Source organism: Psychrobacter sanguinis, assembly GCF_020736705.1.
Taxonomy (GTDB): domain Bacteria; phylum Pseudomonadota; class Gammaproteobacteria; order Pseudomonadales; family Moraxellaceae; genus Psychrobacter; species Psychrobacter sanguinis.
The window spans coordinates 2,837,177-2,864,088 of sequence record NZ_CP085990.1 but is presented as its reverse complement, the minus strand read 5'-3'; the positions used below and the strand labels follow the sequence as shown (position 1 = coordinate 2,864,088).

Annotated in this window: 27 protein-coding genes, 1 other RNA gene and 1 pseudogene; 18 read left to right on the top strand and 11 right to left on the bottom strand. The window is 40.0% G+C overall.

Annotated elements, in window-relative coordinates:
- Positions 1–37: 37 nt before the first annotated feature.
- From LK453_RS12050 to LK453_RS12040, 3 genes are all read left to right on the top strand, one after another.
- A complete protein-coding gene (locus tag LK453_RS12050) occupies positions 38–817 on the top strand; it encodes an ABC transporter permease (protein ID WP_201541638.1) in 780 nt (259 codons plus the stop codon).
- A gap of 94 nt (positions 818–911) precedes the next feature.
- Positions 912–1,865 carry an ABC transporter substrate-binding protein gene (locus tag LK453_RS12045; protein ID WP_201527510.1) on the top strand — a complete coding sequence of 318 codons (954 nt, stop codon included), beginning with the start codon at positions 912–914 and terminating at the stop codon, positions 1,863–1,865.
- Between the two features lie 82 nt (positions 1,866–1,947).
- Positions 1,948–2,679: an ABC transporter ATP-binding protein gene (locus tag LK453_RS12040; RefSeq protein ID WP_201535846.1), complete on the top strand. Its 732-nt coding sequence runs from the start codon at positions 1,948–1,950 to the stop codon at positions 2,677–2,679.
- Positions 2,680–2,795: 116 nt separating this feature from the next.
- Here LK453_RS12040 and purN read toward each other — a convergent pair whose 3' ends face one another.
- Both purN and purM read right to left on the bottom strand, forming a co-directional pair.
- Entirely contained in the window at positions 2,796–3,494 is a 699-nt protein-coding gene (gene purN, locus LK453_RS12035) for a phosphoribosylglycinamide formyltransferase (protein ID WP_227673739.1), read from the bottom strand.
- A gap of 1 nt (position 3,495) precedes the next feature.
- Positions 3,496–4,587 carry a phosphoribosylformylglycinamidine cyclo-ligase gene (gene purM / locus LK453_RS12030; RefSeq protein ID WP_201527185.1) on the bottom strand — a complete coding sequence of 364 codons (1,092 nt, stop codon included), beginning with the start codon at positions 4,585–4,587 and terminating at the stop codon, positions 3,496–3,498.
- Between the two features lie 392 nt (positions 4,588–4,979).
- Between purM and LK453_RS12025 the strand changes: the two genes are divergently transcribed.
- The 6 genes from LK453_RS12025 to LK453_RS12000 all read left to right on the top strand — a co-directional run bounded on the left by LK453_RS12025 (position 4,980) and on the right by LK453_RS12000 (position 10,504).
- Positions 4,980–6,080, top strand: coding sequence for an AI-2E family transporter (locus tag LK453_RS12025; RefSeq protein ID WP_201527186.1), 1,101 nt, complete (start codon positions 4,980–4,982; stop codon positions 6,078–6,080).
- 183 nt (positions 6,081–6,263) lie between these two features.
- On the top strand, positions 6,264–7,076 hold the full coding sequence (gene hda / locus LK453_RS12020; RefSeq protein WP_201527187.1) for a DnaA regulatory inactivator Hda: 813 nt from the start codon (positions 6,264–6,266) through the stop codon (positions 7,074–7,076).
- A 161-nt stretch (positions 7,077–7,237) separates the two neighbouring features.
- On the top strand, positions 7,238–7,888 hold the full coding sequence (locus tag LK453_RS12015) for a DUF2057 domain-containing protein (protein ID WP_379652734.1): 651 nt from the start codon (positions 7,238–7,240) through the stop codon (positions 7,886–7,888).
- A gap of 227 nt (positions 7,889–8,115) precedes the next feature.
- Positions 8,116–8,757 (top strand): peroxiredoxin, encoded by a 642-nt coding sequence (locus LK453_RS12010; protein WP_007393659.1) that lies wholly within the window; start codon positions 8,116–8,118, stop codon positions 8,755–8,757.
- 239 nt (positions 8,758–8,996) lie between these two features.
- Positions 8,997–9,641, top strand: a complete 645-nt coding sequence (locus LK453_RS12005; RefSeq protein WP_201527189.1) for a glutathione S-transferase family protein — start codon at positions 8,997–8,999, stop codon at positions 9,639–9,641.
- A gap of 2 nt (positions 9,642–9,643) precedes the next feature.
- Positions 9,644–10,504 (top strand): META domain-containing protein, encoded by an 861-nt coding sequence (locus LK453_RS12000; protein WP_201535850.1) that lies wholly within the window; start codon positions 9,644–9,646, stop codon positions 10,502–10,504.
- 132 nt (positions 10,505–10,636) lie between these two features.
- On the opposite strand, the gene ruvC is transcribed toward LK453_RS12000, so the two are convergent.
- Positions 10,637–11,221, bottom strand: a complete 585-nt coding sequence (gene ruvC / locus LK453_RS11995) for a crossover junction endodeoxyribonuclease RuvC (protein ID WP_007393656.1) — start codon at positions 11,219–11,221, stop codon at positions 10,637–10,639.
- A gap of 186 nt (positions 11,222–11,407) precedes the next feature.
- Between ruvC and LK453_RS11990 the strand changes: the two genes are divergently transcribed.
- The gene (locus LK453_RS11990; protein WP_007393655.1) at positions 11,408–12,028 is read left to right on the top strand and encodes an FxsA family protein; all 621 of its coding nucleotides are present in this window, start codon (positions 11,408–11,410) and stop codon (positions 12,026–12,028) included.
- 131 nt (positions 12,029–12,159) lie between these two features.
- Here LK453_RS11990 and ssrS read toward each other — a convergent pair.
- A non-coding RNA gene (gene ssrS, locus LK453_RS11985) (6S RNA) lies at positions 12,160–12,352 on the bottom strand.
- A gap of 367 nt (positions 12,353–12,719) precedes the next feature.
- Here ssrS and gpmI point away from each other — a divergent pair.
- Both gpmI and LK453_RS11975 read left to right on the top strand, forming a co-directional pair.
- Positions 12,720–14,312: a 2,3-bisphosphoglycerate-independent phosphoglycerate mutase gene (gene gpmI, locus LK453_RS11980; protein WP_007393654.1), complete on the top strand. Its 1,593-nt coding sequence runs from the start codon at positions 12,720–12,722 to the stop codon at positions 14,310–14,312.
- 44 nt (positions 14,313–14,356) lie between these two features.
- Positions 14,357–15,925, top strand: coding sequence for a S41 family peptidase (locus LK453_RS11975; RefSeq protein ID WP_201537785.1), 1,569 nt, complete (start codon positions 14,357–14,359; stop codon positions 15,923–15,925).
- A gap of 163 nt (positions 15,926–16,088) precedes the next feature.
- Here LK453_RS11975 and LK453_RS11970 read toward each other — a convergent pair whose 3' ends face one another.
- The gene (locus tag LK453_RS11970; RefSeq protein ID WP_201527201.1) at positions 16,089–16,724 is read right to left on the bottom strand and encodes a response regulator; all 636 of its coding nucleotides are present in this window, start codon (positions 16,722–16,724) and stop codon (positions 16,089–16,091) included.
- Between the two features lie 455 nt (positions 16,725–17,179).
- Between LK453_RS11970 and LK453_RS11965 the strand changes: the two genes are divergently transcribed.
- On the top strand, positions 17,180–18,211 hold the full coding sequence (locus LK453_RS11965; RefSeq protein WP_007393651.1) for a serine hydrolase: 1,032 nt from the start codon (positions 17,180–17,182) through the stop codon (positions 18,209–18,211).
- Between the two features lie 187 nt (positions 18,212–18,398).
- On the opposite strand, the gene LK453_RS11960 is transcribed toward LK453_RS11965, so the two are convergent.
- Positions 18,399–18,578, bottom strand: coding sequence for a TraR/DksA family transcriptional regulator (locus LK453_RS11960; protein ID WP_379652733.1), 180 nt, complete (start codon positions 18,576–18,578; stop codon positions 18,399–18,401).
- A gap of 47 nt (positions 18,579–18,625) precedes the next feature.
- Here LK453_RS11960 and LK453_RS11955 point away from each other — a divergent pair, with 47 nt between their 5' ends.
- Positions 18,626–19,327 carry an IS1 family transposase gene (locus tag LK453_RS11955; protein ID WP_227953986.1) on the top strand — a complete coding sequence of 234 codons (702 nt, stop codon included), beginning with the start codon at positions 18,626–18,628 and terminating at the stop codon, positions 19,325–19,327.
- Positions 19,328–19,354: 27 nt separating this feature from the next.
- Here LK453_RS11955 and LK453_RS11950 read toward each other — a convergent pair.
- A pseudogene (locus LK453_RS11950) lies at positions 19,355–19,525 on the bottom strand (TraR/DksA family transcriptional regulator); the annotation flags it as partial.
- Positions 19,526–19,972: 447 nt separating this feature from the next.
- Here LK453_RS11950 and LK453_RS11945 point away from each other — a divergent pair.
- The 3 genes from LK453_RS11945 to ruvA all read left to right on the top strand — a co-directional run bounded on the left by LK453_RS11945 (position 19,973) and on the right by ruvA (position 22,922).
- Positions 19,973–21,181, top strand: coding sequence for a phosphoglycerate kinase (locus tag LK453_RS11945; RefSeq protein WP_201537783.1), 1,209 nt, complete (start codon positions 19,973–19,975; stop codon positions 21,179–21,181).
- Positions 21,182–21,584: 403 nt separating this feature from the next.
- A complete protein-coding gene (locus tag LK453_RS11940) occupies positions 21,585–21,953 on the top strand; it encodes a hypothetical protein (protein WP_007393648.1) in 369 nt (122 codons plus the stop codon).
- A 336-nt stretch (positions 21,954–22,289) separates the two neighbouring features.
- Complete coding sequence (ruvA, locus tag LK453_RS11935) at positions 22,290–22,922, top strand: Holliday junction branch migration protein RuvA (protein WP_201527205.1); 633 nt, start codon at positions 22,290–22,292, stop codon at positions 22,920–22,922.
- Between the two features lie 65 nt (positions 22,923–22,987).
- On the opposite strand, the gene LK453_RS11930 is transcribed toward ruvA, so the two are convergent.
- From LK453_RS11930 to LK453_RS11915, 4 genes are all read right to left on the bottom strand, one after another.
- Positions 22,988–23,515: an IS630 family transposase gene (locus LK453_RS11930; RefSeq protein ID WP_227945203.1), complete on the bottom strand. Its 528-nt coding sequence runs from the start codon at positions 23,513–23,515 to the stop codon at positions 22,988–22,990.
- Positions 23,516–23,541: 26 nt separating this feature from the next.
- Positions 23,542–24,045, bottom strand: coding sequence for a winged helix-turn-helix domain-containing protein (locus LK453_RS11925; protein WP_201534378.1), 504 nt, complete (start codon positions 24,043–24,045; stop codon positions 23,542–23,544).
- Between the two features lie 169 nt (positions 24,046–24,214).
- The gene (locus LK453_RS11920) at positions 24,215–25,405 is read right to left on the bottom strand and encodes an aspartate aminotransferase family protein (protein ID WP_201527207.1); all 1,191 of its coding nucleotides are present in this window, start codon (positions 25,403–25,405) and stop codon (positions 24,215–24,217) included.
- Positions 25,406–25,507: 102 nt separating this feature from the next.
- A complete protein-coding gene (locus tag LK453_RS11915) occupies positions 25,508–25,717 on the bottom strand; it encodes a DNA gyrase inhibitor YacG (protein WP_007393645.1) in 210 nt (69 codons plus the stop codon).
- Between the two features lie 320 nt (positions 25,718–26,037).
- Here LK453_RS11915 and LK453_RS11910 point away from each other — a divergent pair, with 320 nt between their 5' ends.
- Positions 26,038–26,823: a class I SAM-dependent methyltransferase gene (locus tag LK453_RS11910; protein ID WP_201537781.1), complete on the top strand. Its 786-nt coding sequence runs from the start codon at positions 26,038–26,040 to the stop codon at positions 26,821–26,823.
- The last annotated feature ends 89 nt before the right edge of the window (positions 26,824–26,912 follow it).

Below are 26,912 nucleotides of genomic sequence, written 5' to 3'. Positions count from 1 at the left end.
TCGTAAATGACCCTAAGCTTTTTTGAGACCTTTAATGATGACAAGCAACCAAAAACGGCCCCAAGTAAGCAGGCAAGTTATTAGCCTTATTAAAAGTCATATTTTAGTGATTTTGATATTAGCTATCTGGCAGATTTGTGTGTCAATGCAATTTATACCCGATTATTTATTGCCATCACCATTACAGATTGTTGAGGCCTTTATTGACGACTTTCCTTTGTTAATGCAACATGCTAAATATACGTTAATCACTGCGTTTATTGGTACTACCATTGGCCTTGTTATCAGCTTCGTACTATCCATATGTATGGATTTGTCAAAGACGGTGAAGGAGCTTATTTACCCGATAATTTTATTGAACCAGACCATTCCTACAATTGCTATTGCTCCGCTGCTTATTATTTGGTTGGGCTATGGCATCACGCCCAAAGTGGTTTTAGTGATTTTGGCGGTATTCTTTCCTATTACCATTGCTCTGGTAGATGGCTATCAGTCGGTGAGTCGCGAGCATTTGAATCTGTTTAAATCAATAAAAGCGTCAAAATATCAGCTATACCGTCATTTGAAAATACCCTCAGCGATGGGATCTTTTTTTACTGGGCTAAAAGTAGCACTGTCGTATGCTTTAATATCGGCCGTAATTGCTGAATGGCTTGGCGGCTATTATGGACTAGGGGTGTACATGACACGAGTGCGTAAGTCTTATGATTTAGACAGTATGTTTGCGGTGATTTTTTTGATTAGTTTCTTAACTATTTTACTCATTGGGTTTGTTAAATGGTTAGAAAGAAGAGTGCTAAGACATAACTATTTATAAATTTATTTTTTATCGAGGATTTATTGTGTCAATTTCTAGTATAAATCGGTTTAAGGCGGGTCATAGCTACTCAGTGGTATTACTGTTGCTACTTATGGGGATGGTAATAAGTCTAATGGCTTGCCAGCCTAAAGAGGACTCGAAGGTCGATTCGAAGGCTGAGAATAATAAGCTAACTGACGTCATGGTTTCTTTGGACTGGGTACCGAATACCAATCACACCGGTCTTTATGTGGCACAGGAGAAGGGCTATTTTAAAGAGCAGGGCTTAAATGTAAAAATAGTTCAGCCAAGTGAGGACAGTGCCTCAACCTTAGTGGCCAATAATCGAGCTGATTTTGGTATTTATTTCCAACCAAATATGACCAGTAGGCTTGAGAAAGGGGTGCCAATTACAGCAGTTGCAGCTATTTTGCAGCATAACCCAGCAGGCCTATTGTCGCTAAAGTCACTGGGAGCTAAGTCACCGAAAGATTTAAATGGCAAGCGTTATTCAACTTGGGAAGATCCCATTGATGATGCCACTGTGGCACACGTTGTAGGTGATAAATTGGTTAAAATTCCAGGCGAGGCTACCGATGCGACTGTAGCGTTACGTATGAACCAGTTTGATTATATCTTAGCTTATTACGGTTGGGACGGTATCCATGCCAAGATGCAAGATGTGGAAACTAACTTCTTCTTTCTGAGAGATTATGAACCCATTTTCGATTATTATGCCCCGGTTATTATTACCAATAATAAGTTATTGGAAACCAATCCAGAGTTGGTTAAGAAAACCTTAGCTGCCATGAAAAAAGGCTATTTGTATGCAGCCAAAAATCCTGAAGAAAGTGCAGATATTTTAGTGAAGTATGCGCCAGAGACCAATAAAGAATTGGCCTTAGCCAGTCAGAAGTATATCTCTACCCAATATTTGGATGACAATGGCGAATGGGGTAAGTTTGATTATAATCGTTGGGACAGATTCTATGATTGGGTTTATAAGCAAGGTCTTATTGAAAAGCCATTACCGCCTCAAGCAGGTGTCACTAACGATTATTTATAATCTAAATAATGAGTTTTAAAGTTAGAGCAGATGGTGTCTATGGGTTCTAACCCAGTCGTCTATAATGTGAGCGCTATGAATAATGGATAAGCTACTTGTTTTAAAAGCAATCACCCATGCCTTTGACCAAAAGCCTATATTTGAGAATTTGAATATGGCGATTGCTGAAAATGATGTGGTAAGTATTGTCGGGGCCAGTGGTGTGGGTAAAACCACATTATTTAATATTGCTGCAGGACTGCTGACTCCAACGGCTGGTGAAGTCTGGATTAATGGTGTGGAAACCACAGGGCAGGCAGGAACGGTAGGCTATATGCTACAAAAAGACCTGCTGCTGCCTTTTAAAACAGTGTTTGATAACATTGCTCTGCCGCTAACCTTAAAAGGATACAGTAAGGCAAAAATTGCAGATATTGTAAATCCGCAATTGCCCAGTTTTGGGCTGCAAGGTCTAGAGCATCAATACCCACAAACGCTCTCCGGGGGTCAACGTCAACGTGCCGCGTTGTTGAGAACTTATCTAAGTGACAACCCAATTATGCTGCTTGATGAGCCTTTTTCAGCACTGGATTTCGTCACCAAAGATGAAATGTATCATTGGTTTAGTAAGCTACAAAAAAGACTAGGCTTAACTTGTCTGATTATTACCCATGACATAGATGAGGCCATTTATTTGTCCAATCACTTGTATGTGCTAAAGGGGACACCCGCCCATTTCACTGAGCATTTTGAGATACCCAAAGAGGAGGGGTTTTTGGACAGTCAACAGTATCTTATTTTAAAAAAGCAAATACTAAAGGCCATTCAAGACTGACTTTTAATATTCATGACACACGAAAAAGCCCAAGACTAATCTTGGGCTTTTTATTGGTAATAGCGATTAAGGATATTAAAACTATTAAAGCTAAACTATTAGATAGTAAAAACTTTTTAACTGTCAAGCCATAGCTGATAAGGAAGCGCAGGTAAGCAGTTGGCATTTTCATGAGACGGTAAGTTCTCAAGATCCAATACGCCCTGAGCAATGAGTAAAATAGTCCAAGGCAGTATTTGATGTTCTAACTTTTGTACTCGAGCTTGTAGGGCCTCAGCAGTTTCTTCAGGTTTAATTGCCAATAAAGCCTGTGCCAACACTTGTCCGGCATCTAGCTCAGCGGTCACCACATGGACGCTACAGCCATGATGAATATCATCAGATTCTAGTACGCGGGCGTGAGTATCTAATCCTTTGTACTTAGGCAGTAGAGAAGGGTGCAAGTTAATCATCGGTGCCGGTGCTGCACTGATAAAGTCAGCACTTAGGACCCGCATGAACCCTGCCAATACTATTAAATCAGGTTGCCACTCAGTCAGCTGGGCGCTAGCATGACGCTCAAAGGTTTTGATACCCATGCGCTTGCCAGCATTTTCGCCTTCAGTGATATGAGAAAACACAGCAGTAGCAATACCCGCTTGCTCAGCACGAGTCACTGCATAAGCTTCTTTGACGTTACTAATCACACCGACAATCTCGATAGGCAAGCTACCTGATGTCATGGCATCAATAAGTACCTGAAGGTTGCTGCCGCTTCCTGAGACTAAAACAGCAACCTTCAGTGGTTTCGTAGACAATGATTGTATGGCAGACATATTATGAATATACCACCGCATCGTCAGTACGAGTGATAATTTCACCAAATCTGAAAGCTTTTTCACCCGCTTCATTCAATATGGTTATAGCTTGCTCAGCCACTTCTGCGGGAACCACAACTACGAAGCCCACACCACAGTTAAAGGTACGGTACATCTCAGACTGCTCAATGTTACCGTGCTTCTGTAGCCACTGGAATAACTCAGGCATTTCCCAGCTTTGAGTATCGATTTTAGCAGCTAAAGTTTCTGGCAATACGCGAGGTAAGTTTTCAGTGAAACCGCCGCCCGTGATATGAGACATAGCATGAAGTTGACTGTTCCCTAGTGCTTTTTGTAACGCTTGAATAGATTTGACGTAGATTTTGGTAGGGGCCATTAGCGCATCAGCAATAGGCTGACCATCTAAAGTTTCCTCAGAATTAGCAATATCCACACCGCTTACTTCAATAACTTTACGAACTAATGAGTAGCCGTTTGAGTGTGCGCCACTTGAAGCAATACCAATAAGCACATCACCTTCAGCAACATTGTCGCCTGTAATAACTTCAGACTCTTCAACCACGCCCACACAGAATCCGGCTAAATCATAGTCTTCATCTTGATACATGCCTGGCATTTCAGCAGTTTCACCACCGATTAGTGCGCAATTAGACTGTTTACAGCCTTCACCGATACCGCCCACAACTGAGGCTGCAGTATCGACATCTAACTTACCAGTGGCATAGTAATCTAAGAAGAATAACGGCTCAGCACCACATACCAATAGGTCGTTAACACACATAGCCACTAAGTCGATACCGATAGTGTCATGACGGTCTAATTGGAGCGCAAGCTTAAGCTTAGTGCCCACACCATCTGTTCCTGAGACTAATAAAGGCGACTTATAGCCTGTTGGAATACGGCATAAAGCGCCAAATCCACCAAGGCCACCGACAACTTCTGGACGAGTGGTTGATTTAGCAACAGATTTAATGCGTTGTACTAGGGCATCACCTGCATCAATATCTACACCAGCGTCTTTGTAGCTAAGTGAAGTTGGCTTATCTTGAGTTGACGAGTTAGCAGATGCATTAGAATTTGGATGGCTCATGGTAGCAGCAGACCTTAATAAGCGAATGTGGGAATAAAATGATAGGAAATCAACATAAAAGATAACCGGTTTTAATTACTTTCTTAAATTACCTATAGCAGCCTGGATTATCTATAACAGCCTGTCTGTAACAGCAAAGTTTGTAAATAACGATTATCTGAGGGCATTATACGCAAAAACACAAGGCTGGCAAAATTTAACCGTCATTAATTATCGATAAAAACAAAAAATGACTAAAATTCAGTTAATGATTACGTAGTTGTGGATTATTATAGGATGAATTTTGTCTTTGTATTTAAATTATTAACTTATCTTTCAGATATGATGTAATGTGTTAGAAAATAAATTATTAGTCACATTACATTAGGCCTTTTATTAAGAGAAGATTGTGTATGCAAGTTGGTAGAGTTGACCCGTTTTTTAAACGATTATTCGTGGTTGTGGCCATGGGCATTGGGCTATGGTTACTATATATGCTTTTTCCCGTAATTATCCCTTTTCTAAGCGCTTTTATTATTGCTTATCTTCTTAATCCTATTGTTGCGCGTTTGGCCCGTATTATGCCACGTTGGCTATCTATTATACTGGTTTATGGTGCCTTGATATTCGGGTTATCTGTACTGTTATGGTGGTTATTACCCACTTTATGGACTCAAATTCAATCCGCTTGGGAATATTTGCCCAAATTAGTGGAGTGGTACAATAATGATATTCGCATATGGGTCAATGACAATAGCCGCTTTAATCTACCCCCATTAGAGTCGCAAATCGTCTCAGAAACTTTGATGGAGTATTTCAATAAAAACTATAATGTGGCAGATGCTCAGTCATTTTTAGTTTATATCATGAACTCAGGGCTTGCCGTTATTAATAATACCGGTCTGGTAGTGTTGGTCCCTATTTTAACCTTCTATTTCTTATTCAACTGGGATAAGCGTTTAGAAACTTGGAAACAGGCCTTACCTGCCGCTAGCGCCAGCAAAATTATTGAAATTGCGCGTGACTGTGATAAAGCACTAATGGCTTTTATTAAAGGTCAGCTGCTAGTCATGATTTTATTGGGCGTGGTCTATGCCGTACAATTACAACTGATTGGATTAGAGCTTGGATTAATTATTGGTATGGTGGCAGGTATAGCCAGTTTTGTGCCTTATCTTGGCTTCGGTATTGGTTTTATTGCCGCTATCATCGCTGGTATCTTCCAGTTCGGTATGGACTGGTTACAGCTAGGCCTTATCGCAGGTGCCTTTATGGTAGGGCAAGCAGTAGAGGGTTATGTGTTACAGCCCCTATTATTGGGTGATAAAATTGGACTATCTCCATTGTGGGTTATCTTTGCCGTACTAGCGGGTGCCAGCTTAATGGGCTTCGTAGGTATGTTAATTGCTTTACCGGTTTCAGCCATTATTAATGTATTGTTCCATCATGCTTATGAGGCTTATAAGCAGACGGATTGGTACAAAGGTAGAAAACAATATAAGCTTTTTGATTAAAGGTAGAGCAGATTTAGAGGCCTCAACAGGGAGAGATTAATCTGTTGAGGCTTTTTTTATGGGATGATACGTAGCGTTTGATGAGGTTTACTGGCTTATTAAAGGCTAATGTCATATTATTGTTCCTAAAATTGTGATATAAATAAGCGTTATAAAGTTATGTCGAGCCGAGATACTAGCCTGATGACAAATCAATTAAGTTTAAATCTGGAAGTAAGGAGAGATGCTAGCCTGAGCGATTTTTCGGGGCCGGGCTGGTCGACTTTAATCGATGCTGTTCGTCAACTGCATGTTGGCTTAATTGGACAGATGTATATCTATGGTAGTGCCGCTACTGGCAAAACTCACCTGCTTTCGGCTATCTGCGAATCTTATATGGAGATGGATAAATCTGCCATCTGCCTTTCTTTAAAAGAATTACTTAATACAGATGTGGGCGTGCTGGCCTCGCTTGAGAGTTTCGATTTAGTGGCTATTGATGATTTAGAAGCCATTCGAGGCAATAGGGAGTGGCAAGAGGCCATTTTTCATCTCATAAATCGTAGCCGAGAAGGACAAGGGCAATTAATCTTTGCGGCCAAAACACCTGCGACAGAGCTGCCTTTTGAATTACCAGATTTATTGACACGATTGATTCAATCTCCAGCGTTTAGAGTGCCAGAAGGGCATGACATAGCCGATAGAAAGGCGATGCTGGAGTCAGTGATGCGTCGAAGAGGTTGGCAGTTTGACCCACGTATTACCGAGCATTTACTCAATGAGGGTCCACATCGCATTGGTGGCATGCTTGATATCTTAAACGTGATCCAACCGTTGTTTTCTAATTTAAATCGGTCTCATGTTTCTAAAGCGGTGATTAATCAAGCCATTGCTATGATTGATGAGCAGACACTAATGGCTGAGCTTGAAGATATCAATCAAGAAGCACATGAAGATTTCTTATCGAAATCTGAAGAGAGTAATGCTTACCGCGATAATATGACTTTGAATTTTTAATAAGTTATTTTAATTACGAAATTTTTTAATTACTATATAGAGGTTTTTAACCGTATCGCCTTTAGACATTAAGCGTTAATATTATCTTAAATTTATCTCACCTCATTCAAATAATCTTATAAAAATAAGGCTAGCTCATGACTGATAGAAGTAACAAGCCAATGTTCAATAAATTATTAACTTTAGCAGGTATCGGCTTATTTTCCCTAACCTTTGCTCACGCTGAAGTTACCCTTAGCGTAGATGATAACATCAAAGTTACTGCCATTAATGGTCAGCAAATGAACAGCAGTCCTTTCCAGTCTTTAAAGAAAAGTTTTAACCTACAGCCTGGTAAACACGTGATTACTGCTAAATATGACCGTCTATATGACTTACGCAATGATGAGCATGATTATTTGCGTTCAGGCAATGTCACAGTAACAGCAGAGATGCAAGATAATCAAACGTATCGTTTGGCTATGCCAGGTCAGCCAGAGAAGTATGAAGAAGCCAAACAATATGCCAAGGCCCCAACTTTAGCAGTCATGAAAGGCTCACAAGTTGTTAGCAAATCTACCGGTGTTATCGAAGAGGGTGGTTTGTTCTCAAGCATTACTTCCTTATTCGGCAGTAATGATGCTCAGATGGAAAATCAAAAAGCCATCGCCGCTATCAATGCTGATGGTAAGTCATCTAATAGCAACGCTATTGCACCAGTAAGCACTAACAGCAACTCAGCTCAAGCTGATACTTTAGACCGTTTTATGCAGTTATGGCTACAAGCCACGCCAGATGAACGTGAAAAAATCCGTCAATGGATCCAAAAATAGTTAACATTTAAAGACAATTGTTCTTATCTAAACCCGTCAGTTTGCTGGCGGGTTTTTTGGTTAAAAAATTATCGATTCAAAGCTGAAACACAATCACCAAAACGGCATAAAGCTTTTACAATCTGGCATAGTTTTAATATATTTATTTTGATAGTATATTATCAATTGCATAGTACTACTGTGCATGAGAGCGGTTAAATAAATCAATTATAAATAAGGATTTTGATATGGCACATTTACGTTTAGGTGATGATGCTCCAAACTTTGACGCCCCAACTACTGAGGGTGATATTAATTTTTATGATTGGGCAGGTGACAACTGGGTAGTATTCTTCTCACACCCAGCTGATTTCACCCCAGTATGTACTACTGAATTAGGTCGTGCTGCTGCTCTAAATGGTGAGTTTCAGAAGCGCGGTGTTAAGCCAATTTGTATCTCTGTAGATGACGTAGAAGATCATAAAGCATGGGCAAGCGATATTGGTGAAACTCAAGGCACTGCTTTGAACTTCCCAATCATTGGCGATGAAAATAAGAAAGTGGCTGAATTGTATGACATGATTCATCCTAATGCTGCAACTACTCATACGGTACGTAGCGTATTTATTATTGATCCAAAAAAGAAAGTTCGTTTGATTCTAACTTACCCAGCAAGCGTTGGCCGTAATTTTGATGAAATTCTTCGTGCCATCGATGCCCTTCAATTAACAGACGAGTACAATGTTGCTACTCCTGTTGACTGGAAAGATGGGGATGACGTTATTATTCCACCAAGTATCAAAACAGAAGATATTTCAGAAAAAGACTATCCAAAAGGCTTCACTGAAATCAAACCTTACTTACGTACCACACCTCAGCCTAATAAGTAATGGCTTTGACTGTTTAACGAGATAAACGATGTCAGTTAACTGATACCAGTTAAGCAGTCGTAGGTTAATAGTGATACATAAAACCGAAAGCCCTCATAGCTTAGACTATGGGGGCTTTTGTATTTTAATAACAAATATTACTATGGTGTTATCCAGTGGATTTGTTATGATTAAAGACGAAATAAGGGGCGCTATCTTTATCTTTTTGTCCCTTTACATTAAATCAAATGGAGTTTGATATGAAAAAATTATATTTAACTAGAAAAGCACCCAATCCTCGTAAAGTAGTGATTCTTCTTGAAGCCAAAGGTATCAATTTAGATGAGATTGATGACATTGAAGTTATCGATATTGATATGGCAAAAGGTGAGCATTTAACCGAAGAGTTCGCCAAGATTAACCCATTAAAATTACTACCAGTATTAGTATTAGAAGATGGTACCGTGCTCAATGACTCTCAAGCCATTTGTGAGTATTTGGATAGGGTGTATGGTGAACGCTCAGTGATGGGTAATGATGTCGTACAACGGGCACAAGTGTGCTCAATACGAAGAGCGGCGGAATTTGAAGTGTTATATAATTTTATGCTCGCTTTTCAACACAGTCATCCCTCAAAAGCGCACCGAGTTGATCAAGTCCCCGAATTTGCCCCTAAGTCTATCGCCAGAGCCGAAAAAGCACTGCCTTATTTCAATAATATTTTAAAAGACAAAGATTACTTGGTAGGTAATCAATTAAGTTATGCTGATATTGTCTTGTATATTGGCCTTGATTTTGGACGAGTTCTTAAGTTTGATCCTACTGCGCATGGAGAGGGTATAGCACGCTTTTATAACACAATGAATGAGCGATTTGGCTTTCAAAGAAATAAAGATGAAGGATAAATATGTCTCTGTTAAAAGCATTCCCTATAGCCATGATAGCTAGTAGTTTATTGTTAGGAGGGTGTCAAAGTTTAGAGACTCGGGCACCTCAGCAAGACAGCGCCAATAATAATAGTATGACTAAAACAATTAAGCCCTCATTATTGGCCGATTTTAAATGGCAACTGGTGGCTGCTAGCGATAAAAATAATCAGCCTCTAGTAGCTTTGGATCGCATAAAAGATCAAGTACAACTCAGTTTTGACATAAAACAAAATCGTCAACGAATCGGGTTTACAGTTGGCTGTAATGGTATGGGGGCTGATTTTCAGCTATCCAACAATACTTTAAAACTTGGCAATGTTATAAGTACTGAAATGTATTGTCAGGATCTAGATCAGGCAGAGAAGTTATTGGGTAAGCTGATGGCTACTGAAAGTAAAGTCAGTATTCAATCCGGTAATGGATCTATAGCTAACCCGTCTTCTACTTATGTGAGGCCTAGTGCTAATCCGCCCATTCTTACCCAACAGTTAATCACCGGTGAGAGTTTACGTTGGCAGGGTATCGTCACACCTGAAGCCAAATATCAGCAACAGGGCGACATTGTATTCTGGGAGGTGAATCATGAGCCGCAGACCTGTCCCGCGACTAATTTAAAGACTTGTCTGAAGGTAAGGCCAGTTTATTATAATCAGCAGGGTATTAAGCAAGGCTCAGGAAAGTGGGAGCTCTTCGTGGATGATATTGAAGGCTACGAACATGATAGCAGCGTTGATAGTGTGCTGCGTTTAAAGCGCTTCACTATTGATCCTGTTGATGTCAAAGGTAAGCAGTTTGTATATGTCTTAGATATGATAGTTGAGAGTTCGGTCGCCCCATAAATAGTGGTTAAATAGGGTTATTGAAATTAGGGGAGGATTTATACTCCCCTAATTCTGTATTTTACCGCTGATTTAAGGGTTAAAAAATAAATACTATATAGCTGAATAACGAGGCCTTGCCTTTACTTTATTTTATTTCAATCCCGCTAAATCTTCTTCTGTCAAACGCCAGCGTCCTTTTTTCTTTGAAGCCCCTCGGCCACGAAGCGTGGTGTTCATCAGTAGCTTATTCATAGAATGGCTTGAGTGAGCATGACAGATGGCACAAGCCAGCCCGTCAGCCGCATCTTGTTGGGGGGTGACATCTAGTTTAAGTATACGGCACACCATCTCTTGGACTTGTATCTTATCGGCAGCACCGTAACCACATACAGCCTGTTTAATTTGTCTGGCCGTATATTCAGAAACTTCCAAATCTAACGCCACCAATGCCGCTATGGCTGCACCGCGAGCTTGACCTAATTTGAGTGCAGAATCTGGGTTCTCGGCCATAAAGACTTGTTCTACCGCTGCATGAATAGGCTCATCAGAGTATTTTAAATGGTATTCAGTAATACGAGTAATGCCATTAAAGATACGTTTCAATCGCTCTGGCATTTCTTTTGTGTCTGTTCGAATGGTACCAGCATCTAGATAACGTAGGGTGTCTCCCTTTTGATGAATAATCCCATAACCTGTCATTCTGGAGCCGGGATCAATACCAATAATTATTGCCATAAAAATTCACATTATCCTAGGGGTTATAAATTTTATAGAGGTGAATTTTGCTAGTGTCACATCAAATTTCAGTGTTATTCCTCAACAAAATTCATTTAAGATTTGATAGTATAGCAAGCCATCCCCATATATCTAACACATATTAAATTTTAGTTATTTTTCAAAACAAAATAGGACGACACAATTATGGGTCAGTTAGTTGGCTTAGCCATCGTATGGTTTATTATCGAAATGCTACTGTGGTATTTGGTGGCACAGTTCATCAGTGGCTGGTGGGTGTTCATCTGGTTTATCGTTGCCGCTGTGATTGGGCTTAGCCTAATACGCCGTGGTATGACCACTCTGAATCCGATGGCACAGCAAATGAAAGCAGGAGGAATGATGAATCCTGCCATGCGTCCGCCTGAGAATACCCTTATCAAAACCATTGCAATGGCAGTGGGCGGTCTATTATTGCTTATTCCAGGTTTATTGTCAGACATTTTGGCTTTATTGGTTGTTCTACCACCGGTCCAAAAGAAACTGAAAAATATGGCCAATAACTATGTCATGAACAATCAGCAAAAGATGATGGAAATGATGGCTAAACAGATGGGCGGTCAAATGGGTGGCCAGAATCCATTTGGTGGTATGGGCGGCGTTGGCGGTAATCCTTTCGGTGGTCAAAACCCATTTGGTAATCAAACCGGTTCTAAAAATGCCAACCCATTTGGCAACGTATTCAAGCAAAACACCACAGTCGATGGATCAGCTAAGCCTGTTATCAAAGATGTTAAAAAGTTGGACAAACCGGCCAACGATGAATAACAAATGGTCAGATAGCGTTATATAAAGTATAAAAAGCTGGCAATAAAAAACCCTTTTACCAATCAGGTAAAAGGGTTTTTTAAGGCTTGATGTTAGCCAATAAAAGCTTTACATCAAGTATAGCAAAAATTAGAACCGAAGTGCCGCTGTAAGATGGGGACCCATGAACCGTGAAGTTCAGGGCGGATGCGTCACTGTTTCTTAAGGTTTCCTGAGTCACTGCAAGCAGTGCAGGCGTACACAATGAAACAATAGATAGCACATCCATTTAGTGCATTATCGGCTCAGGGAATAACATCTTACTGGCGAGCACTTCAGAGTATTTAAATATTACCCAATTTTTTAACAACTTGCAAACCCAATGCTAGATAAGTTTGTTAATAATGTTAACAACTTATGAAAAAATTTGGTTTTTTGACTATTTAAATAGGGGTGATGTCAAAATATGTGGTCTGAAATTTGGTGATAATTAAATAATAATCTGTTAAATAAACAGAAGCTTATATGGCATAAACCCTTTATATAATAGGTGTTCACAATCTTGCATTATAGTTAAACGGGCGAGTGTGTTAGAATTACGCAATCAATTTTTATATCATTTTTAATAGTTTTGTATATTTGATTTAATTTTATGACCTTTAATAATCTGATATTTCTTGTAAATATTGCAATACAAATGGAGATAAAGTAAATGGTAGCAGCTGATAAAAACAAAAAAATCCCACATGTTCTAATGATTTTAGATGGCTTTGGATATCGTGAGGATAAGCAGGACAATGCAGTCGCTGCTGCCAATACGCCTAATCTAGACCGTATAAATAGTACCTACCCACATGGTTTGATTTCAGGCTCAGGGGAAGATGTAGGCTTACCTGAAGGACAGTTTGGTAATTCAGAAGTAGGGCATATGAACTTAGGGGCGGGACGAGTATTATATCAGGACTCAACACGCATCTCTCGCGATATTAAAAACCGTGACTTTTATAAAAATCCTGCTCTTTTAGAAGCCATTGACGCTGCCAAAGAAGCGGAAGGCAACTTGCATATTATGGGCTTATTGTCTGACGGTGGCGTACATGCTCACCAAGACCATATTGAAGCCATGTGTCATGCAGCAGTAGTGCATGGTGCTAAAGGTGTGTATGTTCACTGTTTTTTAGATGGCCGTGATACGCCGCCTAAGTCTGCAGACAAATATATTAAACGTTTAAAAGAATACTTAGCTAATTTGAATGCTTATTATGAAAGTGATGTTCAAATTGCAAGCATCATCGGTCGTTATTTTGCGATGGACCGCGACAATCGCTGGGACAGAGTACAGAAAGCGTATGATTTATTGACATTAGGTGAGTCAGAAAGAATGGCCACACGAGCCGATGGTGCTGTACAGGCAGCTTATAAATCGCGTGAAACTGATGAATTTGTTAGTCCAACAAACGTGATTGAACATGGTGAAACGCCAACCACCATTAATGATAATGATGCGGTTATTTTTATGAATTTCCGTGCAGATAGAGCACGCGAGCTAAGCCAAGCTTTTGTTTTACCTGACCATGAGTTTTCAGGATTTGCCCGTAAAAAACAGCCAAATCTATCAGCCTTTGTAATGATGACTCACTATTCTGATGAATTGGCGGCCAGTCCGAAGACTTCGACTGCTTATAAGCCGACTACGCTTCACAATACGTTAGGTGAATATCTGCAAGATAACGATAAAACACAATTAAGAATTGCTGAAACTGAGAAGTTTGCGCATGTTACTTTCTTCTTCAGTGGTGGCAAAGAAGATGAATTCAAAGGCGAGTCTCGCATTTTGATTCCTTCACCTGATGTGGAAACTTATGATTTAAAACCAGAAATGAGTGCCCCTGAAGTGACCAGAAACCTAGTAGAAGCCATTGAATCGGGTGACTATGATGTGTTGGTAGTGAACTATGCCAATGGTGACATGGTAGGTCATACAGGTAACTTTGAAGCCGCAGTTAAAGCGGTTGAAGCATTAGATGTCGCAGTTGGTGAAGTGGCCGAAGCGGTATTAAAAGCAGGCGGGCATATGCTGATTACTGCAGATCATGGCAACTGTGAGCAGATGCAGGACTATGAGAGTGGTCAGGTGCATACGCAGCATACCACGGAACACGTACCTTTAATCTATGTGGGTGATAAGAAGGTAACTGTTCGTGAAGGCGGTAAATTAAGTGATGTAGCACCTACTATACTCAGTTTAATGGGCTTAGAAGTGCCAAAAGAAATGACCGGTATTGATTTATTAGAGGCTAGATAGTTCTCTACCATAGCCCTTTACCGCAACTTATAGCAGAGCATGCGATGCAATCGGAAAACTTTCAAAACTTATCAAAATCTCAAGGCTCTGTGAGTCTGGCCCAGACTCAGGGAGCTTTTTGTAGCGCCCATAAGCTCAACAAGTTTGTTGGTCTTACGCTCTTGGCACTTTCTGTTACGCTCAGCGGTTGTTCCTCTAACGGACAATCGCTATCTTCTAAGCGTGACTTGACGCAGTTGACTGTATCATCAGCTACAAACGGGTCTACAGCGGTCAATTCAAAGTCGGACAATGCTCAAAAACTGAACAATCTAGCTACTACGGGTCAGGAATCTGAAGTGACCTGTGGAGAGGGGTGCGATGACATTGATGCAGTTGCTCATCTTGATGGCTATGTTGAGGACGGTGATGATATAGATGCACAACCTGTGTTTATCGATACCGAAGATGAGGATGACGATAGTGATATGGTGCAAGGAGAGCGATTGGGTGTAGAACACGTTCCCCTAAATGCCATTTCTCCCAAGACCTTACAAGCTTTTGTGGAGGTTATCGATGTTATTCGTCATGATTATGTGCGTCCTGTCAATGATGAAGTTTTATTCCAACAAGCCATTAGTGGTATGTTAGAAAAGTTGGATAAGCATGCTGAATACTTAACGCCAGAGGATTATGACCACTTGCGTAGCTTTACTGATGGTGAGGTTGCTCAAGTTGGTTTAAGCGTTAAATATAATCCTATCGGACAAAGCTGGGTAATTGACTCCGTATTAAGTCAGTCCTCTGCCAAAGAAGCCGGGATTAAAGTGGGCGATAAGTTACTGCGGGTTAAAAACGCGGACTTGACAGCAGATATGACTGAGCAGGATATTCAGCAGTTGCTTTCAGGTATTGCAGGCTCTCAGGTACAAATCACTGTGAGTAATAGTCAAAATGGTGCGCGACGCAATATCACCTTACAACGTAATCTTCCTGCCGATAATGAGCCGACAGTGACCGTTGAAAATAGCATCGCCATCATACGTCTGCCTTTGTTTCAAAATGGTTCTAAAGCTCAAATCATTAATGGATTAAAGAAATCAGGTATGCCTGTCACCGGTGTCGTATTGGATGTTCGTAATAATCCGGGAGGCGTGTTGTCTTCCGCCATTGATATTGCCAGCTTGTTTATCAAAGACGGTTCTTTGATTCAAGTGCGTAGTCGAACCAATCATGGCCAGATTATTAAGACAAATGGCACCCCTTATTTGTCAGATTTGCCGGTAGTGATCTTGCAAAACCGTTATTCAGCTTCTGCCGCAGAAGTGCTGGCGAGTAGTTTTAAGAGTAATCATCGTGCAAAAATCTTAGGGGAACAAAGTTTTGGTAAAGGCACCGTCCAAGAAGTAGTGCCGCTTAAATCTGGCGGTGGGATTAAGCTGACAGTGGCAGAGTATCGTAGCACCAAAGGTGAACAGATAGATGGTGTTGGGGTCAAACCTGATCTTATTTTAACTCATGATGGCGCGGACTGGCAGCAGCAAGCCGTTAATTTACTATTGTCCCAAGACAGACCTCTTGGCATAAAATTTGATAATGATTTTGAAGATGGCAGTATTCTTAATGACTATTAATTGAATAATGGGGTAATCGGTATTGATTTTTTTCGATTACCTTTATTACCGTTATAAATCAATACTCAGTAATCTTAATATAAAATACAAAGAGCCTCTAATTAGAGGCTCTTTTTTTTTTTAAAAGATTGCATGTTTTTAAAAGTCTATCATTGACTGCATGCTAAGGGGTAATCAATCCATGACGCATGGCCAAATGGGTCAACTTAACATCACTGTCTACCCCAACTTTTTCAAAAATGCGATAACGGTAAGTATTGACTGTTTTAACACTCACAAATAATTGGTCAGCAATTTGCTGTGGACTTTGACAGTTAACGACCATCATCGCTACCTGCTTTTCTCTTTCACTGAGTCTATCAAATGGCGATTCTTCATTATCTGTTAGCAGCATATCGGCCAATTGCTCTGCCACATCACTACTAAAGTATTTGCTACCTTGATAGACTTTTTTAATCGCTTTAATCATTTCAGCAAGTGGGGTGCCTTTGGTGATGTAGCCATTGACACCTGCCTTCAATAGCATAGAAGGATAGGGCTGTGAGGACACACTACTCACTGCTAATATCTTTACTTTATCATCAAATTGGCGTAAACGTTTCGTTGCTTCTACACCGCCAATATTTGGCATATTTACATCTAGTAGAACCACATCAGGGTTTAATGCCTTAACCATCCTAATAGCAGCTTCACCACTATCGGCTTCGCCAATAACTTCAATTTCTGCATCATCGGCCAACATTCTACTAATGCCCATTCTTACTAAGTCGTGATCATCGACCACCAAAACTTTAATCATATTCTTATCCTAAAGGAACTCATAAAACCATCATAGCAGTAAATTTATGTTACTGTAGCGTAAAAGAATTGTTTTGAATTGCCAACATACCTTAATCCTATGCCCCAATATGGAATTAACACTTAACGACCAAGATTAATGATGTTAAGATATTTATCCTATAGGCTATATTTAGTATTAGTATGGTGTTTAAGTTTATAAATTAGTACTAAAGTTTATAAATTGTATTACTTTTGGTCATTGGATAAATCATCTTCTTATATCAAAAAACTTATAATTTCAGTACATAACGCTAAACATTTTAAATGTTCGGTCTACTATGTGCTGATTATAGTCAATATACCTACTATTACTAATTGATTCAGTTTTTTACTGAACCACATCATACAGCGAATCAACTCGATAGTTAATTATTCTTTTTTACACTATATTTTACGACTCAAGTGGGATGACATATGAGCATAAATAAATCTTTCAATAAATCTTTTATCTTTGTTTGCATCGCATTGGGTCTGGGTAGCGCAAGCTCAATATCTAATGCGGCACTAACAATTGTAGAGCCTAGCAAAACAGGTAGCTCGCAAGTACAGTGGGGCAATGCAGGTGGTCTGTCAGAAGCCCGTAGCATTATGTATTCTAATCCAGGCACTACCATCAACTCTACCACTACCTTTTCAACCAATACTTATTCTAGTCCTTCTAGCAGTTCAAGCTATCTAGATCAATTGCCTATTTCAACAGGATCACGTGGGGTGATCGTCCTAGACGTGGCAACAGGCAAGCCTCTTTATGAGAAGAATGCTGATATTGCCCGTCCAATCGCTTCTATTACTAAAATTATGACCGCCATGGTTGTTTTAGATGCGGGTCTTGATATGCGTGAAGAGATTAAGCTTGATCCTGAAGATTTTGTGGGTCCTAAGCGCGCAAGTTCACGTCTAAAATCTGGCGACCGTATGAACCGTGCAGAGCTGTTGTTAATGGCATTAATGAAATCTGAAAACCCAGCAGCTAAGTCATTGGCTAGAAACTATCCAGGTGGCTATGACGCATTTATGCGTGCTATGAACGCTAAAGCCCGTTCACTGGGTATGAATAGTGCTTTCTTTGGTGACCCAACTGGACTTGATAAGCGTAACGTAGCCTCACCGATGGATCTGGCTAAAATGGTTCAGGCAGCAGGTCAGTATGAAGTTATTCGTCGCTTCTCTACCACTAAAAACTATGATTTCTACGTAGCCAACTACACGGATGGCAACCGCACTTATCCTGCTAGTAACACTAGTAAGTTAGTTCGTGGTGGTACTTATCCTATCGGTATTTCTAAAACTGGCTTTATTAACGAAGCGGGTCAGTGTGTGGTTATGGAAACTCAGTTTAATAACCGTCCGGCTATCATTGTTATTTTAGGTGCAGATAGCTCTAATACCCGCTGGAATGATGCTGAAAATATTCTACATAATTTAGCGCTTCGTCGTACTGTTTAGCACTTCGTTGTACTATACAGTTTGATGAGTATAACTTTTTTAATCGCCTCTTAATTTGATTTACTGTGAGAGGGTTTAACAAAGTTATAGGGCTATATAGAAAGTAATGGTATTAAAAAAAGATTGCTCCTAGAGCAATCTTTTTTTATGGGATAATGAAATTGAGTAAATGTGGGTCTTATCTAACTTAAGACGCATGTTCCATACATAATGTGGCATAGGGCACGGCTTCTAGTCTCTTATCTTCAATATCTTCACCGCAAACCGTACATTCACCATAAGTACCGTTTTCAATACGGCTTAGGGCATTATTAACATAAGTAAGGCTTTGTTTGGCTTCTAACAACAAAGTTTGGTGGTGGTTCAAAAAGTAGGCTGAAAAAAAACAGGCTGAGAAATTGATAAAATAGTGAAATGCAAATCACACTATACATCAAATGCCCAGCCTGTCTAAGTGACAGTATAAAGAAAAATGGCTTCAAAAGCTATGGTAAACAAAACTATAAATGCAAAGACTGCAAACGGCAGTTTATTGGCGACCATGCCTTAACGTACCAAGGCTGTCACTCCCAAAAAGATAGCAAAATACGCCATCTTATGGTTCGAGGCAGTGGCATAAAAGACATCGCTTGCGTTGAGAGAATCAGCAAAGGCAAAGTACTGGCCACCCTAAAAAAGTGTCACTACCAAATAACCCCCAAGCAAAGGCAATACGACTGTCTTGAAGTCGATGAGCTTTGGACATTCGTAGGCAAGAAGACCAACAAACAATGGCTAATTTATGCCTATCACCGTGACACAGGTGAAATTGTTGCCTATGTGTGGGGAAAACGAGACCTTAACACTGTCAAAAAGCTTAAAGCTAAACTGCAAGCCTTAGGCGTAAGTTGTGCTAGAATCGCTAGTGATACCTGGGATAGCTTTGTTACCGGTTTTAAGGGCTTTACCCAAGTCATTGGCAAGTTTTTCACGGTCGGTATTGAAGGTAATAATTGCACTATCAGACATCGAGTAAGGCGAGCATTTAGGCGAAGTTGTAACTTTTCTAAAAAGCTGGAAAATCACTTTAAAGCCTTTGATTTAGCTTTCTTTTACATCAATCATGGATATGTCTAATGTCAGCCTACTTTTTGAACCACCACCCAAAGTTTTACGCATTTCATTATCACGCATGGAAATGGCTTGGTCATCCCAGTGTTCGTTTAAATCGTCCTGGGGATTATAAATATGATCTTCGATTTTATCGATACGAGTCTGATACTCTTGTTGTAGTTCTAACAAACGGGTTTTTGCAGCAGAAAAATCTCTACTCATGGTGATCTCCTTAAAAAATATCTTTTATTGTTTGGTAATGCTGATTAAATATTAATAGCTTTTTAACAGTTTTCGCAGTTATAACAGTTATTGCAGTTATATAAAAAATTTCACATAGTATAAGGGGTTAAAATTTAACGGTATAAATGCTTCAGATGACTTCAATCATTAAATCAAGATAACCGCATCAAACAACAGTATTAAAGGGCTATTTATTACTATTATATTACCACTTATTGACCAATAAATCTTTGAAGTCCTCTAAATAATAGCTTGAAAAGTTTAAGTCTTATTGAGAATAGGGTGACCCAATAGAAGTGAAAATAAATGCCAAAAATATGATAGAATTCTTCAAATTATTTTTAGTAGCCTCAACGCAGAAGTCAGTGCCAATTTTAACTGGTACGGATATTAATTTTTGTACCGATATTAATTAAGGGTAAATACATGAATTTCGCTAGAATGGAAAACCAAGATTTAACAGGAAAAACCGTCTTAATTCGTGAAGATTTAAACGTACCAATTCAAAACGGACAAATCTCTAATGATGCTCGTCTACAGTCGAGCTTACCTACTATTAAGCTTGCCCTTGAGAAAGGTGCTGCGGTTCTAGTATGTTCACATTTAGGTCGTCCTACTGAAGGTGAGTTCGAAGAAAAATACTCTATGCAACCTGTGGCTGATTATTTGAGCGAACATTTAGGTCAGCCAGTCGCGTTAAATAAAGACTATGTTGAGCAAGAAATTACTGTTACCCCAGGTGATGTCGTACTGTTAGAAAACGTGCGTTTTAACGTCGGTGAAAAGAAAAATAGCGAATCTTTATCACAACATTATGCAGACTTATGCGATGTGTTTGTTATGGATGCTTTCGGTACGGCGCACAGAGCTCAAGCCTCTACTGAAGGTGTTATTCAAGCTGCCGCCAAATCAGGTAAAGTGGTCTGTGCAGGTCCTTTATTAGCGGCTGAATTAGATGCTTTAGATAAAGCTTTGCATGCGCCAAAAAAACCACTTGTGGCAATCGTAGGCGGCTCTAAAGTATCGACTAAACTTGACGTATTAATCAGCTTAGCAAAAATCTGTGATCAAATTATCGTGGGTGGTGGTATTGCAAACACCTTTATTGCAGCACAAGGTCATTCAGTCGGTGCTTCTTTGTATGAAGCAGACATGATCGATACTGCAAAAGAGATTATGACACAGACAGAAATCTTACTGCCTCAAAATGTGGTGGTGGCTGATAAGAACCAAATCAACTTTGATGATTTTATTAATTCATTACAGTCAGCGACCCCAGTGGTAAAAAGCATTGATGCCGTAAGTGACAATGAGATGATCTTAGATGTGGCGGCTGAAGGGGCCGAGCATATTTTTGAAGCGGTTAAAAATGCGGCTACGATTCTATGGAATGGTCCAGTGGGTGTCTTTGAAGTAGATGCTTTTGCTGAAGGTACACGCTTATTGTCTGAAGCGGTGAAAGATAGTGAAGGCTTCTCTATCGCTGGTGGCGGTGATACCCTAGCAGCTATTCATAAGTTTAACGTAGAAGACGGTGTAAGCTACATGTCTACGGGTGGCGGTGCTTTCTTAGAGTTCGTAGAAGGCAAAGTACTACCTGCTGTTGCTGCTTTAGAGAAATATAGCAATAAATAACCACATTGGACTGTAGACTAAGTTTATGAATCAAGACAGGCAATCTGAATTATAATTCTTGTCTTTTTTATAATATTTTTAATGCAGTCGCATAATAGCCACATTACTATACAATTTTAAACTTCATAATAGCATGACTGCCTTCTACACTAAGGAAGCTCAGTAAGCTTAAGTTTAAAAAAGTCGGGTAGTGTGGCTATTTTTTATCTTTGTTTTCAATCTTTTATGGACCTTATGTAATATTGTGCATAAATTTTTCCATTACCATAAGTGTATAAGTAGGAATTTTGACACTGTTATTTTAGCTAAACTAAATTTTGGTTTACTAAGCGTTACTTGTGTTTTTACTGAATTAACATTAGAATGCTGAAAATTTCTAATATCACATTTGTGAGGAGTTCACATGTTAAAACGTAATCTTTTAATCGCTGGTGTTGTTGCAGGTGTATTTGCTATCACTGGATGTAGCAAAGAAACTGAACAAGCTGCTGATGCTGGCAACGTAGAAGCTGCTGCTGAAAGTGCAGGCGCTGATGCTGCTGACAATGCACAAACAGCTGGCGCAGTTGCGACCGGTGCTGCTGTAAATACTGGTGAAGCTATCGCTGAAGGCGCTAATTCTGCCGTTGAAGGGACAGCAACTGCTGTGTCTGAAGGTGCTACCGCTGTTGCTGAAGGCTCAAAAAATGTAGCCAACAACACAGCTGATAGTGTTGATTTACAAGCAGATCCAGCAGTTGCTGAAGCTGTAGACGAAGATCAACAGTACTAATTTAAATCGTAGTATTCTTAAATCTTAGTGTTTAAATACTATGAATAAATAATCTAAACGTCTAATAACGCAAGTTATAAAAAGCTCTGATAATTATCGGAGCTTTTTTTATGGGGTTTTATCCGTTTTTATATACGTATTTCTAAAGTTTTGGACTTCGATATTTTGTATATTAGTTTTAATTTTCTGTTGTTAGTTTTTCAGATTTAACCCTAAAACTTTGAAGGTATAAAGTGTGGGTAAAGCGGTCGCTATGGCAGTTAGTTATAGCAATTAATAGCAGGTTATCTTTGCTATAATAGGGTTTGTTTTTTATTAGAGAATTAGAATAATACTATGATAGGATCTATTGAAGGTAGGGTATGTCATTTAGCGGCACCTGTAGCCTGTATCATGACAGCATCGGGTGTTGGCTACGAAGTTGAGCTACCCTTGCCAGATTTTTGTCAATTGCAACTTGACGCTACGGTGTCAGTATGGACCCATCTTCATGTACGGGAAGATGCACAATTACTTTATGGGTTTATAAAACATCAGGAAAGAGACGTTTTTCGTCAGTTAATTCGTATTAATGGTGTGGGGGCTAAAATGGCATTGGCGATGATGTCCACTATGTCAGCGCCTGAATTAAAGCAAGCTGTTGAGACAGACAATGACGTTGCGTTGACACGGGTGCCTGGTATCGGCAAAAAGACGGCTCAACGCCTGTTAATTGAATTAAAAGGGAAGTTTGATAATATTGAAACTAGTGTTGGTTTGTTTGAAGAGCAAGGCGGCGCCACTATATCTCTTGCTGGCAGTGAAGGGGTGATTCTGGCAGAGGTTGAATCAGCTCTCATTAGCTTAGGGTACCGTGATAAAGAAGCACAAAGAGCCATTAAAGCGGCCCGAGAAACTGAAGCAGGTCAGACTATTGTTGATACCCAGTCGTTACTCAAGCTTACGCTACAACAGCTTTCAAGTTTTTAGCTAAGTGGTGGTTTATACTATTGCAATAACAGACGATTGATACCGTTGCAATAGTTATACCAATTCTAAAAAATAACACTCAAGTCGCACCACTCCCGCTGAGTGATAGACCTAATTAAGTTAGTCTGATTACACAATGCATTCCAAGCGTCACATGCCGCATCGACAATCGCATCATAACTCTCAAAACAGCGATTAGATAACCAATGCTGTTTAAGGTACTGCCATACCTGTTCAGCAGGGTTAAGCTCAGGTGAGTAGGGAGGCAATTTAAGCATGGTCACATTGTCTTGATCCAAACTTGGTTGGTGCCATAGCGCCCCATCCATAACCACCACGGCATGCCGACCTTCGGGAACAGCTTTACTGATTTCCTCCATATGCAATGCCATAGCTTGCTTATTCACATAAGGTAGAACAAGTCCAACACTCTCACCTGTCGCCGGATTAAAGGCACCAAATAGATAAGTTGATTCAAACTGCTGCTGCCTGACTACTCGAGGTCTTTGTCCTTTATAGTGCCAAACCCTTGTGATAGAGCCTTGTTGGCCAATACGTGTTTCATCCTGAAACCATATATCAACTTGCTTGATATCAACACCATCAGGTAGAACTTGCTTTATCTGCTCAAGGAAGTTTTTTTATATGCCTCCATGACTTTAGGATCTGCCTTAGGATGCCGACTACGCGCAGATACCCAGCTCATACCAATACGTTTCATGAGAGGATAGATCGCTTTAGGGGTATAGTTGGCGTTAAATTGCTCCTTGGCGATTTGTGCGATGTCTTTTGCCGTGAGCCTACCACCACCTCTTTGCTGCTGAGCTTCTACTATCGCTTGTTTGAATGGTTCTATGTCTTTTTCTGCTAAAAGACTCTTTCTGCCTCTGCCAGCTGCGTCATAGACACTAGTGATACCATGCAACCAGTATTTCCTTCTTATGGTATAGACGCTTCTAGGGTTATAGCCAAAGTTCTCTGCTACGGTCGCTATAGGATGACCTTGACTCAGTTGATGCAGCATGAGTAGTCTGATTCGTGCTCTGGCATTGCCTTCTGTTTTAGATAATTGCAGAAAATCGTGGTCTGTGAGTTTATGATTTCTAGGGGTTTTTTTCGGCATGTGATTCTATTATGTTGTTGAGTTGGTTATATTGTACCTTATTTTTTGGAATTGGTATTATAAATCAGTAATGGTTGTCTTAGAATAAAACCCCTTCAAAGCTAACTTGAAGGGGTTTTTTATGGCCATTGGTATGATGAATATTGTTATAGTTGGTTTATAGCCACTATTAATTTAATGTGGCTTTGATCAAGCGGCTCAGTCTTTCAATGAGCTGATCGCTTTCATCACGCTTCATATTCAACGGCGGAAGTAGACGAATAACGTGACCGCCAGTGATATTCAATATCAGCTGCTCAGTGTCACGGGCTTGGTCAACAAATGAGCTACAGTCTGTACCTTCAGGTAAAACCACACCAATCATCATACCGTGCCCCCGAGTGGTTACCCCAAGCTCTTTTAACTCTTCACTTAATGTTTGCTGTATATAATTGCCTTCGGTAACGGCATTTTGCATAATATCAGTATTCGATAACACATCATAAACAGTATGTACCACACGGCTGCCCAAAGGTGTTCCACCATACGTAGAGCCATGACTACCTACTTGGAATAAATCACGGGCACGGCCTCGAACCATACAGGCACCAATAGGGAAGCCATTGCCTAAGCCTTTGGCTGTAGATACCACATCTGGTTTGGCGTTGCTGTGCTGGAAAGCAAAGTATTTGCCGGTACGACCATTACCTGTCTGTACTTCATCAATCATAAACAACCAATCTTGCTCATCACACAAGGCTTGTACTTGCTCTAGATAAGCAAACCCATCTTTTGCGGTATTTAATCCACCTTCACCTTGAATAGGCTCTAATAAGACAGCGGTAACTTCCTCATTGTCTTGAGCAGCTTGTCTTATAGCTTCGATATCACCAAATGGCACACGAATAAAATCTGAATCTAAGGTGAAGAAACCTTCACGAGCCTTTGGATTAGCTGTGGCTGTTACCGTCAATAAAGTACGGCCATGGAATGATTTTTCCATAACGATAACTTTGGGTTTTTTATAGCCTTTTTGGTGACCATAAAGACGGGCCATTTTCAAAGCTGCTTCATTAGCCTCCGCCCCGCTATTGGCAAAAAACACGCTGTCCATGCCAGCGGCCGTGCAAAGCGCTTCAGCCGCTTTCTCTTGCCATTCAATCTGAAATAAGTTACTGGTATGTACCAAGGTAGCGGCTTGTTCTTGAATGGCTTGGGTCACTTTGGGGTGGCAATGACCTAAACCGCAGACAGCGATACCCGTTAGAGCATCCAAATAAGGGGTATTGTCAGCGGTATAAAGCCAGCTGCCTTCTCCTCGGGTAAAGCTTATAGGTTGAGGACTGTAGGTAGGCATAATATAGGAGTGAGAAGCTGACATAATAAATCCTTAAATATTGAGCTCTAGGGTAGTAGGATATAGGTTATCCGAATAGGGGGTATGGTACACAATTAAAATAACGTATGGAGTATTTACTAGCAATTACTGATTGAAATCATCTGAAAAGGGGGAGTCCTCAGCGGCTACTCGATACTCTTCATTTGCCCAAGCCCCCAAATCAATCAATTTGCAGCGATCACTACAAAATGGCTTATAAGGGTTGTCTTGCCATACCGTCGGTTTTTGACAATTGGGGCAGGGATAAGTTTTCTGAGTAGATATTGCTTTAGACATAGCAGTAGGTTTGGTCATATTACACAGTCTTTAAATAAAAATTATAGGATTAATGAATAATGATCTAATATCAGGTCAACCTAAGAAATGGTCAAGGCATAATAAAAAAGCACTAAAATAAAAGCAGTAGAATACAAGAGACAAAAGAATCAGTAGTTAAGATTATAGCATGAGTATTACGGCGCTCATACGCTATCGTTATATCTTATTAAGGTGGGTTAATCGTGACTTAAGGGGTTAAATTTTGCAGGTTGGTGCGCCCTAAGAGCTATGGATAAATGCTAATATATGGCTAGTATCTTATAATTCCATAATCCGATTAAGTGTATAAAAATATTATGCCAGTATCAAATGTTAGCTCTTTATTATCCGATCAGAAAGTAAGCCATCATAAAAAAAGATGTTTTAAACCTGAAAGACTGACAGCGCCTAGAGATTTCTCGATCCCGTCATTTGTTGCCAATATCATCGAAGATAGAAGTAAAGAGCATAATCAAGGTAATGAACAAGCTGACACAGAAAGCGTTCGTCCGTTGATTGTAGAGATTGGGGCGGGGAAGGGAATGCATGCTTGTTTGTATGCCAAAAAAAATCCTGACCATGACTTAATCGCTATTGAAAGGACTCAGAATAAATTTACTGCCTTTAGCAGTTTGGTTAAGTCTGTCAATGAGGAAGTGGTCAGTCTAGACAATCTTTTGGCAGTGCATGCTGATGCCATTCCCTATTGCGTACATGCTTTACCAGCACAAAGTGTCGATGTTTTCTATTTACTATACCCCAATCCTGAACCCAAGAATCCAAATCAACAATGGTTCAATATGCCATTTTTTGAATTTCTATTGTCACGATTAAAACCTAACGGTAAGGTTGTCTTAGCCAGTAACATCGAAGAGTATGTGGATAACGCTTACAATCAAGCGATTAATACTTGGTGTTTATCTACCGAAAGAAGTAAAGTGCCGATAGAGAGCAAGCGCACTCACTTTGAAATCAAGTATTTGGCACGTGGTGAAACCTGTTGGGAATTACAAATGGTTAAGCCTGAAGGATACTGCACCCGATTTGATAACTGGAATTCTTCAGCGCTTGAAGGTAAGCTAAATGACCGTGAACAGGATTGAATAGGGTAATAAATAAAGAACCAGATAGCCAGATAGATTGTTCAATAGCGATAGGTATTAAAAAAGCTTGCCAGTACTCAGTGGTAAAC

Coding starts and splice junctions, on each gene's coding strand:
- ruvC (WP_007393656.1), bottom strand. CDS start 11,221: ATGGCAATAATTATTGGTATTGATCCCGGCTCCAGAATGACAGGTTAT.
- gpmI (WP_007393654.1), top strand. CDS start 12,720: ATGGTAGCAGCTGATAAAAACAAAAAAATCCCACATGTTCTAATGATT.
- LK453_RS11915 (WP_007393645.1), bottom strand. CDS start 25,717: ATGACCAAACCTACTGCTATGTCTAAAGCAATATCTACTCAGAAAACT.
- purN (WP_227673739.1), bottom strand. CDS start 3,494: ATGTCTGCCATACAATCATTGTCTACGAAACCACTGAAGGTTGCTGTT.
- LK453_RS12025 (WP_201527186.1), top strand. CDS start 4,980: ATGCAAGTTGGTAGAGTTGACCCGTTTTTTAAACGATTATTCGTGGTT.
- hda (WP_201527187.1), top strand. CDS start 6,264: ATGACAAATCAATTAAGTTTAAATCTGGAAGTAAGGAGAGATGCTAGC.
- LK453_RS12010 (WP_007393659.1), top strand. CDS start 8,116: ATGGCACATTTACGTTTAGGTGATGATGCTCCAAACTTTGACGCCCCA.
- LK453_RS12015 (WP_379652734.1), top strand. CDS start 7,238: ATGTTCAATAAATTATTAACTTTAGCAGGTATCGGCTTATTTTCCCTA.
- LK453_RS11955 (WP_227953986.1), top strand. CDS start 18,626: ATGCAAATCACACTATACATCAAATGCCCAGCCTGTCTAAGTGACAGT.
- purM (WP_201527185.1), bottom strand. CDS start 4,587: ATGAGCCATCCAAATTCTAATGCATCTGCTAACTCGTCAACTCAAGAT.
- LK453_RS11990 (WP_007393655.1), top strand. CDS start 11,408: ATGGGTCAGTTAGTTGGCTTAGCCATCGTATGGTTTATTATCGAAATG.
- LK453_RS11945 (WP_201537783.1), top strand. CDS start 19,973: ATGAATTTCGCTAGAATGGAAAACCAAGATTTAACAGGAAAAACCGTC.
- LK453_RS11940 (WP_007393648.1), top strand. CDS start 21,585: ATGTTAAAACGTAATCTTTTAATCGCTGGTGTTGTTGCAGGTGTATTT.
- LK453_RS11910 (WP_201537781.1), top strand. CDS start 26,038: ATGCCAGTATCAAATGTTAGCTCTTTATTATCCGATCAGAAAGTAAGC.
- LK453_RS11920 (WP_201527207.1), bottom strand. CDS start 25,405: ATGTCAGCTTCTCACTCCTATATTATGCCTACCTACAGTCCTCAACCT.
- LK453_RS12000 (WP_201535850.1), top strand. CDS start 9,644: ATGTCTCTGTTAAAAGCATTCCCTATAGCCATGATAGCTAGTAGTTTA.
- LK453_RS11925 (WP_201534378.1), bottom strand. CDS start 24,045: ATGCCGAAAAAAACCCCTAGAAATCATAAACTCACAGACCACGATTTT.
- LK453_RS12050 (WP_201541638.1), top strand. CDS start 38: ATGACAAGCAACCAAAAACGGCCCCAAGTAAGCAGGCAAGTTATTAGC.
- LK453_RS11965 (WP_007393651.1), top strand. CDS start 17,180: ATGAGCATAAATAAATCTTTCAATAAATCTTTTATCTTTGTTTGCATC.
- LK453_RS12005 (WP_201527189.1), top strand. CDS start 8,997: ATGAAAAAATTATATTTAACTAGAAAAGCACCCAATCCTCGTAAAGTA.
- LK453_RS12040 (WP_201535846.1), top strand. CDS start 1,948: ATGGATAAGCTACTTGTTTTAAAAGCAATCACCCATGCCTTTGACCAA.
- LK453_RS12045 (WP_201527510.1), top strand. CDS start 912: ATGGGGATGGTAATAAGTCTAATGGCTTGCCAGCCTAAAGAGGACTCG.
- LK453_RS11970 (WP_201527201.1), bottom strand. CDS start 16,724: ATGATTAAAGTTTTGGTGGTCGATGATCACGACTTAGTAAGAATGGGC.
- ruvA (WP_201527205.1), top strand. CDS start 22,290: ATGATAGGATCTATTGAAGGTAGGGTATGTCATTTAGCGGCACCTGTA.
- LK453_RS11975 (WP_201537785.1), top strand. CDS start 14,357: ATGCAATCGGAAAACTTTCAAAACTTATCAAAATCTCAAGGCTCTGTG.